Below are 15,242 nucleotides of genomic sequence, written 5' to 3'. Positions count from 1 at the left end.
GGTCAGATAGCCAAAGTCTTGCCGCTTACGGCATCGAAAAGATGCGCCTGCGACAGATCGAGTTGCATGGTAATGGTTTCGCCCGGTTGCAGGTGACGCGGGTTCAGCATGCGCGCCACCCACTCCTTGCCCGCGAACTCCACGAAGACAAGCGTTTCGTTGCCGAGCGGCTCGGTGATCGAAACGCGCATGTCCTTTTCAAACACGGCGTCACTGGTGGAAATGCCATGACCTTTCGGGAAGACATCATCCGGGCGCAGACCGAACGTCACCTTGGAACCATCCTTGGCCTTGCCCTGGAACTGTGCAGGCAGCGGCAGGCGGTCGCCATTGGCGAAGACCAGATCGCCGCCCGTCACCGTCGCCTCGCCCATATTCATCGGCGGGGAGCCGATGAAACCGGCAACGAACTGCGTCGCCGGGCGCTTGAAGACTTCATCCGGGGTTCCGGCCTGTTCAATATGACCATCGCGCATGATGACGATGCGGTCGGCCAGCGTCATGGCTTCGACCTGATCATGCGTCACGTAAACGACCGTGGACTGCACCTTGGCGTGCAGCTTCTTGATTTCGGTGCGCATCTGGGTGCGCAGCTTGGCGTCAAGGTTAGACAATGGTTCGTCGAACAGGAACACTTCGGGATTACGCACGATGGCGCGGCCCATGGCGACGCGCTGGCGCTGGCCGCCCGAAAGCTGCGCTGGGCGACGCTCCATCAGTGCTTCGAGGCCGAGAATGGCCGAGGCTTCATTGACGCGACGGTCGATTTCCGCCTGCGGCTGCTTGGCGATCTTCAGCGAGAAGCCCATGTTCTCGCGCACCGACATATGCGGATAAAGCGCATAGGACTGGAACACCATCGAGATGTTGCGGTCACGCGGCGGCAGATCGTTGACTTGCCTGCCGCCGATTTCCAGCGTACCGCCGGAAATGGATTCCAGACCCGCGATCATGCGCAGCGTTGTGGACTTGCCGCAGCCGGACGGACCGACAAGTGCTACAAATTCCTTGTCCGCGATTTCGAGATTGATGCCATGCACCACGCCGACATTGCCGTAACGCTTGACGAGATTTTTGATGGAAAGCTGAGCCATTGTTCTATCAACCTTTAACCGCGCCGAACGTCAGACCAGCAACAAGGTGCTTCTGGACGATGAATGTGAGGGTCAGCGCCGGAATAATCATCACGACCGCCAGCGCGCACATGCCGCGCCAGTCGATGGTGAATTCAGCGGTGTAATCGAGAAGACCGACAGGAAGGGTCTTGGAATTGACGGAACGGGTGAGCTGGGAAGCCAGCGCATATTCGTTCCACGAGGTGAGGAAGGCAAAGATGCCAGCCGTCGCGATGCCGGGACCGGCCAGCGGAAACTCCACCTGCCAGAAAGCCTGCCAGCGCGTGCAGCCGTCGATCTGGGCGGCTTCCGCAAGATCCTTCGGCACCTGACGGAAGAAGCCGTCGATCAGCCAGATCGTGAATGGCACATTCAGCGCCACATAGGTCAGGATGAGGCCAAAATGCGTGTCGATGATGCCGACGCGGGAAAACACCATGAAGAGCGGTAGCGAGAGCGCAATGCCCGGCACCGAGCGCGTCAGCATGAAGCCGAGGAAGGTTGCCGACTTGCCCCAGAAGCGGAAGCGCGCGAAGGCATAGCCGCCAGATACGCCGATGATCAGCGCAATCACGGTCGAGGTGATCGAGATAATCAGCGAATTGCGGAAATAATCCCAGACCGGAATGCCGCCCGCACCTGCGCCCGAGAACATGGCGCGATAGGCTTCCAACGTGATTTCCTGCGGAATCCAGACCGGTGGCTTTGCCATGATCTCGACCGGCGGACGCAGCGACGAAAGCACGATCCACAGGCCGGGCAGGCAAATGACGGTCATCGCCAGAAACAGACCGACCAGATAGGCGATTTTCTTGAAACGGCGCAGCAGACGATGCTGGCTGTTGGAAAGTGTTGTTGTTGCCATGATTACCACTCCGCTCCAATCTGCGTGCGTGCGGACGCAAGTTTGCGGAAGAACAGGACGGTGAAGAGGATCGAGAGCAGGATTGCGACATAGGCCATGGCATTGGCCATGCCCATCTGCGCATCCGCATAGGCCGTGCGGCCCACCAGCGTCCAGATCAGTTCGGTGCGGCGCGCCGGGCCGCCATCGGTCATGATCTTCACAATGTCATAGGCGCGGGCCACATCCAGCGAACGGATGGTCATCGCGATATAGGCAAACGGCATCAGATAAGGCCAGATGACGTAGCGGAAGGTCTGCCACGGCGTGCAGCCATCGACGCGCGCAGCCTCGACCGGGTCCTGCGGCATGGACAGAAGACCGCCGAGAATAAGGATCGCGAAGACCGAGGTGGACATCCACACTTCCGCCAGCAGGATGGCGATCAGCGCCAGATTGCCGTCGATCAGCCATGGAATGGCGGTATTGGTCAGGCCCAGCGACTGCAGCGCATTGTTGACCAGACCGATATTGTCATTGAACATGAACTTGAACTGGAAGCCGACAAGCACCGGCGAGAACATCATCGGGAACATCATCAGCGTGCGCAACACGCGCTGGCCGTGCGTCGCCTTGTTGACGAGCATGGCAAGGCCGAGGCCGAGCAGCATTTCCAGATTGAGCGCAATGGTGAGGAAGACCACCGTGCGAATGAAGGCCGCCCAGAACACCCAGTCGGTCAGGATGCGCTGATAGTTGCGGAAACCGATGAAGTTGAACAGGCTCTCGGGGCGCGTCAGCCGGAACGGCGTGAAGCTCGAATAAAGCGACAGCGCGAGAGGAAACAGAACCACCGCTGCGAGAATGATGAAGGCCGGAAGCAGAAGCAGGACCGGCGGGGAAAGTCTCTTGAACATTGCGCTTCCAAATAGTGGACTGGCAAACAGTGGAACGGGCGAACAGCGGAACTGCCTCAGCGCCGCCACTGGCAAAAAAGGCCCGCCCCAAAAAGGCTTCAGGGCGGGCCCATGATTTTGTTCAGGCAGGATCAGAGCTCGCCTGCATCCTCAAGAATCTGCGTTGCCTTCTTGGCAGCGTCATCGAGGGCCTGCTGGGAGGTCTTGTCGCCAAGGATCGCAGCCTGAAGCTCAGGATAGACCGCGTTGGAGATTTCGATCCAGGATGGGGTCTGCGGAACCGGGAAAGCGGTCTTTGCCGTTTCCTGGAACACCGACAGCACTTCCTTTTTGTACGGGTCGGAAGCGGCCTGCTCGATCACGTAATCCCAGACAGCGGTGCGGGTCGGCAGCGTACCGGCAGCCGATTCCTGCTTCTGCGAATCTTCGTTGGTCAGGAACCAGACGAGCGAGGCGGCGGCTTCCTTGGTTTCGCAAGCTTCCGTTACCGAGAAGCCGTGATGACCCGACCAGCCGGTGCGCTTGCCGGAAGAACCGGTTGGCGCCGGAGCGATGCCGACATTGCCAGCGACCTTCGACGACTTCGGATCGTTGAAATAGGTCGCCCAGCCCGGCCAATCCAGGTTGACCGCGATGGTGCCGGAAGCAAAACCAGCGCCCAGCTCATCCCACAGATAGTTGGTGGTGCCAGCCGGAACAGCCTTGGCCTTGTAGAGATTGACGAACCAGTCGAGGGCGCGAACACCGGCTTCCGAATTGAAAGCAGGCTTGCCGTCCTTGAGATATTCGCCGCCTTCGGCGACCAGCATTTCATAGAAGCGGCCATTGATGGCTTCTTCCTTGCCCGCAAACTGCGTGCCGTAGAAATTCGGCGGATCGGCGAAGAATACTGCCTGATCCGACACTTCCTTCCAGGTTTTGGCCGGTGCGAGGTCGTAGCCGTATTTCTCCTTGAACGCCTTCTTCTTGGCTTCGTCGTTGAAGAGGCTCTTCTGATAATAGAGTGCCGAAACGTCGAACTGCGCACGCGGCAGCATGATCAGCTTGCCGTCAAGCGTGGACGCCTTGATGACCGATGGCACGAAACCGTCGATTTCTTCCTTCGGAAGCAGCGAGTTCAGATCGACATAGAGGCTGGTATATTGCGGCGCGAAAGACGAGTGGTTGGAACCGACGCACCAGTTGATCGAACCCGAAGCGATGTCGGACTTGATTTCCTTGTCCAGCTCGAAATGGTTCTTCTTGGACAGGATGTTGACCTTGGCGCCAGTCGCCTTTTCCCATTCGCCGATACGCGAATAGAGCGCCTCATATTGCTGACCGCCGATCAGCTTGGCGTTGATCGTCACGCCTTCGAACTTGCCGGGCAGATCGGCTGCAACTGCCGGGGCCATCCCCACGGCGAGCCACGCCACACCTGCCAAAATGTGCGCCTTGAAACTTTGCATCACTTCTCCTCCTAAAACGGGCACTCCCTGCCCGCACCCCCGGTTGTGAAGGTTGTATTTATATGCAAACATAGTATTCAAGAACGGTCAAGGCGTTTTATCGCCGATATACGACTTTCGCAGTCGGAAATGTTTGTATATGAATGACGAAATTCACGAAGAGCCACCTTGGGGGAACGCATTTGGAAACCGATGACCGCTACCGCGCGCCCGCGCTCGACAAGGGCCTTGATATCCTCGAATTGCTGGCAGGCGTGGACGGCGGACTGACGCAGGCCGAGATCGCCAAGCATCTGGATCGCAGCCCGAACGAATTCTACCGCATGCTCGACCGGCTGGTGAAACGCGGCTATGTCACCAAGCTAGAGGGTGACCGCTATTCGCTGACGCTGAAACTGTTCGGCCTTGCCCAGTTGCACGCGCCGGTGCGCCGCCTCGCCTCGTTCGCAACGCCCTTCATGCGTGAGCTTGCCGACCGTTCCAAGCAGGCAAACCAGCTTGCCGTGTTCGACCGCGGTTCCGTGGTGGTGATTGCCCAGCAGGAAGCGCCGGACTATTGGGGCATTTCGATCCGCGTCGGCTCGCATATCAGCCTGTTCGACACGGGTTCCGGCCATGTGCTGCTTGCCTTCCGTTCGCCGGAAGAGCGCAAGATGATGATCGCTGAATATGGCAAGGATGGCGAGACCGTCGATCTCGATCCAAGCTTCTATGAGCGGCTCGACCAGATCCGTGAGCGCGGCTATGAAATGATGCCAAGTGCCCAGGTTGCAGGCGTTTATAACCTCTCCGCGCCCATTCTCGGACCAGACGGCACCTGCATCGCGGCGCTGACCTGCCCCTATGTCACGCTGGTCAATTCCGGTGCCTCGCCCGACATTACCCAGACCATCACGCTGCTGCAAAAGACGGTGCAGGAATTGTCCAAGCTGGTGGGCGCAGATCTTTCCACACTCGATTAGGGCTGGTTCCGTCCGGGTCGGACCACGCCCTAAATTCTTATTTGAAAACTATCTTCTTTTTTGAAAATATCGGGATAGGAGGAATCTCTATGCTGATTGATACCCATCTGCACCTGATCGACAAAAGCGCGCTCACCTATCCATGGCTAGGCGACGTGCCAGCGCTTGATCGGGATTTTCTGTTCGACACCTACCGGCAGCAGGCGGAACGCTGCGGCATCGCCGCCGCCCTGCATATGGAAGTGGATGTCGCGCCCGAAGCGATTCAGGCCGAAACGGACCATATTCGGGCGCTTTCCATCGCAAATGGCGGCTTCATCAAAGGCGCGATTGCATCCTGCCGCCCCGAAGAAGACGGCTTTGCCGCCTATCTTGAGCGCCAGCTTGCTGATCCCTTTGTCAAAGGCTTTCGCCGCGTTCTGCATGTCGTGCCGGACGAGCTTTCCGAAGGCGCGCTTTTCCGCGAAAACCTCAAGCGCATGGACAATACGCGTCTGACCTTCGATCTCTGCACCCTGCCGCATCAGATCGACAAGGTTATCGCGCTTGCCGATCTGGCGCCGGGCCTGCAATTCGTGCTCGACCATTGCGGCGTGCCGGACATCAAGTCGGGCGCACTGGAAAGCTGGCAGAAAGGCATCACCGAGATTGCCCGCAGGCCGAATGTGGTGGCGAAGATTTCCGGTGTGGTAGCCTATGCCGATGCTGAAAGCTGGACTGCCGAAACCATCCGCCCCTATGTCGAACATGTCATCGAGGCGTTCAGCTGGGACCGAGTGGTATGGGGCAGCGACTGGCCGGTCTGCACGCTTGCAAGCTCTATCGATGCCGGACTTTCGACATGGGTGGCGACGACCCACACCCTGCTTGAAGGCTGTGGCAAGGACGAAAAAGCGCGCCTTCTGTCTGAGAACGCGCGCCGTATCTGGAACCTTTAAGTAGACGAGAATAGCTTTCTCCTCGACCCTCATCCTGAGGAGGCTCCCTGAGCGAAGCTCGGGGAGACGTCTCGAAGGATCGAGGGATAGGAAACGAGAAGAAACACAGTGCCTGGCTCCTCACCCTTCGAGACGCCTCCTTCGCAAGCTCAGGAGGCTCCTCAGGATGAGGGGATGGAGAGGTCGATCAATACAAGCCGTCAGAAGCTTTCGCGGAACAGCCGGTTCAGATCGGCGATCACCTGTTCTGCCGGTTCATGGCCCTGAAGCCCCTTGTTGATGCGCTCTGACGCTGCTTCCTGAAACGGCATATAGCCGTCATGGCGTGGGCGCACCCACGCCCCTTCAAGCGTTGCGCGCGTATCGAGATAGAAGCCTGATGTAGCGGCATTCACACCCTCGTCTTCCCATGCTTCCGCATGGCCGGGCTGGCCGTTGGAGGCGGCATAAAGCCCCTTCTGCACCGCGCCGCTTGCTATCCAATAGGCGAAGTCGATGGCGGCTTGCGGGTGCTTCGTAAAGGCCGAAACGGCAATGCCCGTGCCACCCAGCGCCGAACCCGCAACACCTTTCACGCCTGCCGGAATATCGGCAAAACGGATCAGACGGTCGCGGAAACCCGGCATGGCATAGTTCACATATCCATAGATCAGGGGCACGCAGGCAATGCCGGAATCGGGCTTTGCCATTTCTTCGAACACCGCAATCGGGTCCATGCTGAAACATTCCGGCTTCACCAGCGCAGCAATTTCCCGAAGCTGTTCAAAAGCCGTCACGCCGTCTTCAAGGTGGATCAACGCGCCCTCGGTGGCACAAGGCGAACCGTTATTGGCAGCGAATGTATAGAAGCACATCAGCGAATGCGGCGAGCGCAATGGCAAAAGCACCTTGCCCGCGCGCGCCAGTTCCAGCACTTCGGCCCAACTTGTGGCGGGCTTTTTGATCAGGTCCGGACGCCATGCCTGAACCTGCGTGGCCGCATCGAGCGGAAACGCCCATTGATGGCCCTGCCATTTATAGCTTGGGAAGGACTGCCCGACCGAACCGTCGGCCAGCGCCTCCAGCTCGGCTTCGCGGCCCGGCACATCGAGCGGCAGCAGGCAGCCTTCCTTGGTGATCTGGCCGACATGGGGATGATCGATCACGATCATATCGAAATTGCGCGCCAATTCCTCGACCGGAAAGGTCTCGAAATCCTGCAAGGAACGCTTTTCCCATTCGATCTCGACGCCCTGGTCGCTCAGCCATTGCGTGGCGCCGGCAACCATCGGATCGTAACCGCGCGGGTGGCTCCAGGTCATGCCTTTCAGCTTGATCGCACTCATAGACCAAACTCCTCACGAATTGCCTTGCTGTTTTCACCGACGCGCGGCGCTGCTCGTTCCACCTTGTGCCGCTTCCCGTTGATGCGCAGCGGCGAGCGGGTGGTGGTGATGGACACGTCATCCTCACGCGTGACGGTCTGCAGCATGTCGAGAACCGAAAAGCCGTCGCTGGCCAAGAGCTCTTCCCAGTTGAGAACGCGGGCGCACCAGATATCCGCCGGTTCCAGAATGGCCAGCCATTCATCCACCGTCTTCTGGGCGATGCGGTCGGCGATCAGGCGCTTGATTTCATCGCGCTTGGTAAACCAGCTCGACGGATCGTCGGCATAGGGCGCCAGCGTGTCGGCCTCCAGCAGCGCCGCCAGTTTCGGGATCGGCGTCATGGCAATGGCGAGATAGGCATCCGCCGCTTGATAGACCCCGTAAGGTGCGGAGAGATAAGCATGCGCGCTGCGGAAATCGGAACGTTTTGGTAAACGGCGTCCGTCATTGAGATGGGTGGTCAGCACTTCGAACTGGAAATCGACCAGCGCTTCCAAAAGGCTGGTTTCCACATGCGCCCCCTTGCCGGAAATGCCGCGCCGCACCAGTGCAGCGAGAATGCCCTGCGCCACGGCAGCGCCTGCCAGCATGTCGGCGACAGCCAGACCAAACGGCACCGGTCCCTGCCCTTCATCACCATTGAGCCACATCAGGCCTGAACGCGCCTGCGCCAGCAAATCCTGCCCGGGACGCTTGACCCAAGGACCTTCCTCGCCATAGCCGCTGATGGAGGCATAGACGAGGCGCGGATTGATCGCCTTGGCGGATTCATAATCAAGCCCGAGGCGTTCGATGACGCCGGGACGGAAATTCTGGATCAGAACATCGGCCTTGGTGATGAGCTTCTTCAGCGCTTCCACATCATCCGGATTTTTCAGGTCGAGCGCCAGGCTGTCCTTGCCGCGATTGATGGCGTGGAAAATCGTTGAATCGCCACCGATCTCCGTATCGCTCAGATAAAGCCTGCGCGACAGGTCGCCGCCGTCCGGGCGCTCGATCTTGATGACCCGCGCTCCAAGGTCCATCAGCCGCAGCGAGCAATAAGGCCCCGACAGAAACTGGCTCATATCGACAACAACGAGCCCGCTCAGCGGCAGTTCATTTTCCGGCATCGGGAAATTCCCTCCTCATGAATTTCTTATGTGAATATAGTCTTCACATATGGATTTATAGAAGGCAAGACTGAAATTGCCCTAAAAACAAAAACGCCGCCCGAAACGGACGGCGTTTTTGAGAATTGAAAGTGAAGGCGTAAGTCGAACGATCAGACTTCGAGTTCGACTTCGCGGCTTGCGGTTTCGAGCAGCGTCCAGACGTGATCGGCGAGCGAGTTCCACACTTCGACCCGGTAGTGATCCGCACCCCATTTCAGGAGGATGATCTGCACGCGGTCGAAGATGGTGCGCGCAGCGCCGGGTGCCGCCATCGAAGCCAGATCGAGCGGCGAAGCGGCATTGAGCAGCCACTCGGCCTGCGGCCCGGTGATGTCGATGCCGGTCTCGCGATGGCTTACCTCGACCAGCGCATGTGGTTCTGTCTCGTAAAGGCTCGCGAAGGCCGCGACGATCTCCGCGGCCTTGCCGTCATCGGCCCAGATATACCATTCATCCGGTCCGATGCAGGCAATGGCGATCTCGCCGGTTTTCGCAAGTCCGCCGATTTTGGCGGGGATTGTTGCGCCAAGCGCCTTTTCCGCCAGCGCCAGTTTTTCCGGCTTGAAGCGCAGGACAAAGCGCGCACCATCAGCAGCCGGACGGATATCGAGCTTGCCCGGAATGGCAACCGCGCGGCTCGCAAAAGGGTTGGTCTGTTGCAGCATGATGCGATCCTTATCCGTTCAGCTTCTTGCCTTCTGGGTCATAAAAGACGAGCCCAGTGATTTCCGCCTCATGCACACTGCCATCCGGCATCGGCATATAGATGGTTTCGCCCGTGCGATCCTTGCCGCCAGCAACCAGCGCCATGGCGAACGAACGGCCCAGCGTCTCGCTCCAATAGGACGAAGTGACATGGCCCAGCATGGTCATCGGCACGGCCTGTTTCGGATCGGCGACGATCTGCGCGCCTTCCTCCAGCACCAGCTTCGGGTCCTTCGGCAGCAGGCCGACCAGATGCTTGCGATCCTTCTTCAGCATGTCCGGGCGCGCCAGCGAACGCTTGCCGACAAAGTCCGGCTTCTGCTTGCCGATGGCCCAGCCGAGCGCGGCATCGTCCGGCGTCACCGTGCCGTCGGTGTCCTGACCGACGATGATATAGCCCTTTTCTGCACGCAGGACATGCATGGTTTCGGTGCCATAGGGCGTGATGTCGTATTTCTGGCCCGCTTCATAAAGCGCCTTCCACAAAGCCAGGCCGTAACGCGACGGGACATTGATTTCGAAGCCGAGTTCGCCGGTAAAGCTCATACGGAATAGACGCGCCGGTACGCCGAGGAACTTGCATTCCGCCACCGACATATGCGGGAAGGCTTCGTCGGAAAGGTCCAGCCCCTCGACCATCGGCTCGATGAGCTTGCGCGCATTCGGTCCGTTCAGCGCCACCACGGCCCATTGTTCGGTCGTGGAGGTCAGCGAAACCTTGAGGTCCGGCCATTCCGTCTGGAGATAGTCCTCCATCATGTTCAGCACACGCGGCGCGCCGCCGGTGGTGGTGGTGACGTGGAAACGGTCCTGCGACAGCCTGCCGACGACACCGTCATCGCGGATGAAGCCGTCTTCACCGAGCAGCAGACCGTAACGGCAGCGCCCGACACCGAGCTTCGTCCATGGATTGGTGTACATGCGGTTCATGAATTCGGCTGCATCCGGGCCGACCACTTCGATCTTGCCGAGCGTCGATGCATCGAACATACCAAGGCTGGTGCGCACGGCCTTGCATTCGCGCGCGACGGCCTTGTGCATGTCTTCGCCCGCCTTGGGGAAATACCAGGCGCGACGCCACAGCGAGACCGGCTCGAAAGCAGCGCCCTGTTCTTCCGCCCATGAATCGATCGGCGTCTTGCGCGTCACGTCGAACAGCTTGCCCCGATTGTAGCCGCAGAAAGCGCCAAAGGTCGTCGGCGTATAGGGCGGACGGAAGGTCGTCAGGCCGACCTGCGGTGCGGGACGGCTGAGCGCATCGGACGCAACGGCGAGACCGTTGATGTTCGAGGTCTTGCCCTGATCTGTCGCCATGCCGTTGGTGGTGTAGCGCTTGATATGCTCGATGGAGCGGAAACCCTCACGCACGGCCAGACGAATATCCTTGGCGGTCACGTCGTTCTGGAAATCGATGAAGGCCTTTGCCTTGCCGGGATCGCGATCTGTCGGCAGCTCACGGCAATTGACGCCCGCGCAGACGAAATCGCCCGCCACCGCATATTCGGCGGGTTTCGCCTTGTGTCCGGCATCGCTTGCCGCAGCCGCACCGCTGACGGCACCCTCGCGCAGCGCAGCCTGAAGATCGAAATTGCCGTTACCGGCACCGGCGCAGCGGCTTTCTTCCGTGCGTTCGCCCGGCAGATAGATCTGGCGTTCCTCATCCCAGATGAGCGAGCCCTTGGTGTGCGAGAACAGATGCACGCTCGGATTCCAGCCGCCAGACATCAGCACGACATCGCAGGCAATGGTGCGCGCCGCGCCGACCGAACCGTTTTTGACCGGATTGACACGAACGGAGGAAACACGATGACGACCCGCCGTATCGCTGACGGTCCAGCCGGTCAGCGTTTCAATGCCGAGCATTTTTGCGCGGTTCACCAGACTGTCGGCGACCTGATCGCGCACATCGATAATGGCCGGTACCTTGACGCCCGCAACCGCGAGATCGAAGGCCGCAAGCCAGGCGGAATCATGCGAGGTAACAACGACAGCCTTTTCGCCGACCTTGACGCCGTAGCGATTAAGATAGGTGCGTGCGGCACCGGCCAGCATCACGCCCGGACGGTCATTGCCCGCAAAAACCAGCGGTTTTTCGATTGAACCCTGCGCAAGCACAACCTGCTTGGCGCGCACGCGCCACATGCGCTCACGCGGGGCATTGGCGGCGGGCTTTGCCTGATGGTCGGTCAGGCGCTGGCAAAGGCCGACCATGTTCTGATGATAATAGCCAATCGCCGTGGTGCGCGGCAAAAGCGTGACATTCGCCATCGCGCCCAGTGCTGCCAGCGTCTGGTTCAGCCAGTCCCAGCTGGTGCGGCCATTGATGACCGGCTCCGGCTCGGACAGGAGCGAGCCCCCCATTTCCGCCTGCTCGTCGCAGAGGAAAACTTTCGCGCCGCTCTTGGCGGCTTCAAGGGCTGCGGCAAGACCGGCAGGCCCGGCGCCCACCACCAGCACGTCGCAATAGGCATAACGGCTGGCATAGCTGTCGGGATCGGCTTCGGACGGCGATTTGCCGAGACCGGCAGCACCCCGGATGAAAGGCTCATAGACCTTGTTCCAAAAGCTCTTCGGCCACATGAAGGTCTTGTAGTAGAAGCCTGCCGAGAAGAACATGTAGAAGGCGTCGTTGACCGCGCCGACATCGTGCTTCAGCGACGGCCAGTGGTTCTGGCTTTCCGCCTTCAGCCCGTCATAAAGCTCCAGCACCGTGGCGCGGGTGTTCGGCTCGTAACGGCCCTCTCCACGCGAAACGCCCATCAGTGCATTCGGCTCTTCGGATCCGGCAGAAAGAATGCCGCGCGGACGGTGATATTTGAACGAACGGCCCGCCAGATGCTCGCCATTGGCCAGAAGCGCGGATGCAAGCGTATCGCCCTCAAAGCCGCTATAAGTCTTGCCGTTGAAGGAAAAGCGCACGGGCTTCGCCTTGTTGATGCGGCCTTTATTATTCAAACGCATGTCGGTCATTATTTTGTCTCCGCAGCGGGAGTTTCTGCCAATACAGGGCGCGGCTCACCGGCCTTATAGGTCATGACGAATTTGTCGCTCACCGTGTCGCGCACCGCATTGAAGAAGCGGCCGCAACCGTTGATGTGCCGCCAGCGTTCAAAATGCGTCCCGCGCGGGTTGGAGCGGATGAACAGGAAATCGCGCCATTCATCGTCGGAATTGGTCGAAGGATCGGCAGGACGCGCAATATGAGCTTCGCCCGCATAGGCGAATTCGAGTTCCGGACGTTCCATGTCGCAGTAAGGGCAACGGATCAAAAGCATGTCGATATTTCCTCAGTGCGCAACTGCGGCAGCCGCCGCTTCGTCGATCAGGCGACCCGTCTTGAAACGGTCGAGCGTGAACGGCGCGTTGATCCAGTGCGGCTCGTCGCGAGCGATGGTGTGGGCAAAGACATGCGCCGAACCCGGCGTTGCCTTAAAGCCGCCCGTGCCCCAGCCGCAATTGACATAGAGACCCGGAACCGGCGTCTTGCCGATGATCGGCGAGCGATCCGGGGTGACGTCGACGATGCCGCCCCATTTGCGCAACATACGCATGCGGGTGAAGATCGGGAAGATTTCGCAGATCGCCGCCAGCGTATGCTCGATCAGCGGCAGGCCGCCGCGCTGGCTGTAGGAAGTGTACTGATCCGTACCCGAACCGATCACCAGCTCGCCCTTGTCGGACTGGCTGATATAGGCATGGACGGTGTTGGACATGACCACGCAGGGGAAGATCGGCTTGACCGGCTCGGACACCAGCGCCTGCAGCGGGAAGCTTTCAAGCGGCATGCGCACGCCAGCCGTATCCATGACGACCGAGGTGTTGCCAGCGGTCGAAACGGCGACCTTCTTGGCCTTGATGAAACCGCGCGCGGTTTCAACGCCGGTCACACGGCCAGAAGCATCACGACGGATCGATAGAACCGGGCAATTCTGGATGATATCCACGCCGCGTTGGGTCGCGCCGCGCGCATAGCCCCAGGCCACCGCATCATGACGGGCCACGCCGCCGCGACGCTGCAAGGTTGCGCCAACCACCGGATAGCGGGCATTGGGCGAAATATCGAGCGGCGGGCAATATTCTTTGGCTTCTTCTTTCGACAGCCATTCATTGTCGATGCCGTTGAGGCGGTTGGCATGGATATGGCGCTTGAAGCTCTGCACATCATGCACCGTATGCGCCAGCATCATGACGCCGCGCTGTGAGAACATAACGTTGTAGTTGAGGTCCTGACTGAGCCCCTCCCACAGCTTCACCGCATGTTCGTAGAGATGCGCGCTCTCGTCATAGAGATAGTTGGAGCGAATGATGGTGGTGTTGCGCCCCGTATTGCCACCGCCGAGCCAGCCCTTTTCGATCACGGCGACATTGGTGATGCCGTGTTCCTTGGCCAGATAATAGGCGGCACCCAGACCATGACCGCCCGCGCCGACGATGATCACATCATACTCGGCCTTGGGTTCGGCATTGGGCCATTGCGGGTCCCAGTTCTTGTTACCGGAAAGCGCGTTTTTGATAATAGAAGCTGCAGAAAAGCGGGACATGAACAACCACCAGTTTCGCGGCTGCAAGCACCCTGACGGCACATGCGAAGCCTTTGATGATATTTCTATTGTGTCCTGTGAAAACCCGACAGCAGGCTTGCGTCAAAAGACGCCATAAATACGACATGCGCACCATTTCGCGACATGACGCCCCGCGCAATAACGATGGCTTTTTTCCTGCCCGCCAGTCCTCCTGACAGACAGCTGTCAGGAGCCGGTTCCACCCAAGGTTTCCTTTTTGCGGTCGCGCTATAGTTTATCATGAACACAATTAAGCAATATGGGACGAGGAATATGTCATACCGAGGTCTTCTGAAGGGCGCAGCCATCGCAGTCACCCTGATTGCGGGCGCGACGGGACTTTCAAATCCAGCACAATCACAGGTTGTCGTTTCATCCAAGATCGATACGGAAGGCGGCGTGCTGGGCAACATCATTCTCGCCATGCTCAACGCCAACGGCATTCAGACGACCGACCGTATTCAGCTCGGCGCGACGCCAGTGGTGCGCAAGGCCATCGTGGCCGGAGAGATCGATATTTACCCCGAATATACCGGTAATGCGGCCTTCTTCTTCAACAAGGCAGATGATCCGCTCTGGAAAGACCCGGCCAAGGCGTTTGAGACGGCAAAGAAGCTCGATTACGACGCCAACAAGATTGTCTGGCTGTCGCCTTCGCCCGCCAACAACACCTGGGGCATTGCACTGCGCAAGGATGTGGCGGACGAAAACAAGCTCACGAGCCTCAGCGATTTCGGCAAATATGCGTCCGGTGGCGGCAAGGTCATTCTGGCCGCCTCGTCGGAATTCGTGAATTCGGCTGCCGCCCTGCCCGCTTTCCAAACCGCCTATGGCTTCACGCTGAAACAGGACCAATTGATCACGTTATCCGGCGGCGATACGGCGGCGACCATTGCCGCCGCCGCCAACCAGACCAATGGCGCGAATGCGGCCATGGTCTACGGCACCGATGGCGGCATCGCGCCGTCCGGGCTGGTGGTGCTGGAAGATGACAAGCATGTGCAGCCCGTGTATCAGCCCGCACCCATCATCCGCGAGGACGTGCTGAAAAAGAACCCGAAGATCGAAGAACTGCTGAAGCCGGTTTTCGCAAAGCTCGACCTGACCACGCTGCAGGAACTGAACGGTCGCGTGCAGTTGGGCGGTGAACCGGCCAAGGCGGTCGCCGAAGACTTCCTCAAGAAGAACGGCTTTCTGAAATAGGCGGATAAAGGCGACCCGTTGCCGGAT

Annotated in this window: 13 protein-coding genes; 3 read left to right on the top strand and 10 right to left on the bottom strand. The window is 59.4% G+C overall.

The window, feature by feature from the left end:
• Positions 1-2 precede the first annotated feature (2 nt).
• The 4 genes from HWD97_RS05960 to HWD97_RS05945 form a co-directional block, all read right to left on the bottom strand.
• Positions 3-1,094 carry an ABC transporter ATP-binding protein gene (locus tag HWD97_RS05960; RefSeq protein WP_109368245.1) on the bottom strand — a complete coding sequence of 364 codons (1,092 nt, stop codon included), beginning with the start codon at positions 1,092-1,094 and terminating at the stop codon, positions 3-5.
• Between the two features lie 7 nt (positions 1,095-1,101).
• Entirely contained in the window at positions 1,102-1,980 is an 879-nt protein-coding gene (locus HWD97_RS05955) for a carbohydrate ABC transporter permease (protein ID WP_109368244.1), read from the bottom strand.
• Between the two features lie 2 nt (positions 1,981-1,982).
• Positions 1,983-2,876 (bottom strand): carbohydrate ABC transporter permease, encoded by an 894-nt coding sequence (locus HWD97_RS05950; RefSeq protein ID WP_109368243.1) that lies wholly within the window; start codon positions 2,874-2,876, stop codon positions 1,983-1,985.
• Between the two features lie 131 nt (positions 2,877-3,007).
• Positions 3,008-4,324 (bottom strand): sugar ABC transporter substrate-binding protein, encoded by a 1,317-nt coding sequence (locus HWD97_RS05945; RefSeq protein ID WP_109368242.1) that lies wholly within the window; start codon positions 4,322-4,324, stop codon positions 3,008-3,010.
• A gap of 143 nt (positions 4,325-4,467) precedes the next feature.
• Here HWD97_RS05945 and HWD97_RS05940 point away from each other — a divergent pair, with 143 nt between their 5' ends.
• Both HWD97_RS05940 and HWD97_RS05935 read left to right on the top strand, forming a co-directional pair.
• A complete protein-coding gene (locus tag HWD97_RS05940) occupies positions 4,468-5,286 on the top strand; it encodes an IclR family transcriptional regulator (RefSeq protein WP_171316747.1) in 819 nt (272 codons plus the stop codon).
• Positions 5,287-5,375: 89 nt separating this feature from the next.
• Positions 5,376-6,224 (top strand): amidohydrolase, encoded by an 849-nt coding sequence (locus HWD97_RS05935; RefSeq protein ID WP_109368241.1) that lies wholly within the window; start codon positions 5,376-5,378, stop codon positions 6,222-6,224.
• Positions 6,225-6,424: 200 nt separating this feature from the next.
• Here HWD97_RS05935 and HWD97_RS05930 read toward each other — a convergent pair whose 3' ends face one another.
• The 6 genes from HWD97_RS05930 to HWD97_RS05905 all read right to left on the bottom strand — a co-directional run bounded on the left by HWD97_RS05930 (position 6,425) and on the right by HWD97_RS05905 (position 13,991).
• Positions 6,425-7,549 carry an ABC transporter substrate-binding protein gene (locus HWD97_RS05930; protein WP_109368240.1) on the bottom strand — a complete coding sequence of 375 codons (1,125 nt, stop codon included), beginning with the start codon at positions 7,547-7,549 and terminating at the stop codon, positions 6,425-6,427.
• The gene (locus HWD97_RS05925) at positions 7,546-8,703 is read right to left on the bottom strand and encodes a CaiB/BaiF CoA-transferase family protein (RefSeq protein WP_109368239.1); all 1,158 of its coding nucleotides are present in this window, start codon (positions 8,701-8,703) and stop codon (positions 7,546-7,548) included. Before HWD97_RS05925 ends, HWD97_RS05930 begins: the two co-directional genes overlap by 4 nt.
• A 152-nt stretch (positions 8,704-8,855) precedes the next feature.
• Positions 8,856-9,410 (bottom strand): sarcosine oxidase subunit gamma, encoded by a 555-nt coding sequence (locus tag HWD97_RS05920; protein ID WP_109368238.1) that lies wholly within the window; start codon positions 9,408-9,410, stop codon positions 8,856-8,858.
• Between the two features lie 10 nt (positions 9,411-9,420).
• Entirely contained in the window at positions 9,421-12,420 is a 3,000-nt protein-coding gene (locus HWD97_RS05915; RefSeq protein WP_339440034.1) for a sarcosine oxidase subunit alpha, read from the bottom strand.
• Positions 12,420-12,725, bottom strand: coding sequence for a sarcosine oxidase subunit delta (locus HWD97_RS05910; RefSeq protein WP_371834868.1), 306 nt, complete (start codon positions 12,723-12,725; stop codon positions 12,420-12,422). Before HWD97_RS05910 ends, HWD97_RS05915 begins: the two co-directional genes overlap by 1 nt.
• A 12-nt stretch (positions 12,726-12,737) precedes the next feature.
• The gene (locus tag HWD97_RS05905; RefSeq protein ID WP_109368235.1) at positions 12,738-13,991 is read right to left on the bottom strand and encodes a sarcosine oxidase subunit beta family protein; all 1,254 of its coding nucleotides are present in this window, start codon (positions 13,989-13,991) and stop codon (positions 12,738-12,740) included.
• A gap of 294 nt (positions 13,992-14,285) precedes the next feature.
• Here HWD97_RS05905 and HWD97_RS05900 point away from each other — a divergent pair, with 294 nt between their 5' ends.
• Positions 14,286-15,215, top strand: a complete 930-nt coding sequence (locus tag HWD97_RS05900) for an ABC transporter substrate-binding protein (RefSeq protein ID WP_121537192.1) — start codon at positions 14,286-14,288, stop codon at positions 15,213-15,215.
• Positions 15,216-15,242 lie beyond the last annotated feature (27 nt).

The organism is Ochrobactrum sp. C6C9, assembly GCF_022627935.1.
Taxonomy (GTDB): Bacteria; Pseudomonadota; Alphaproteobacteria; order Rhizobiales; family Rhizobiaceae; genus Brucella; species Brucella teleogrylli.
Note: the sequence above shows the minus strand (reverse complement) of the source record. Positions and strands in the feature narration are given on the sequence as shown.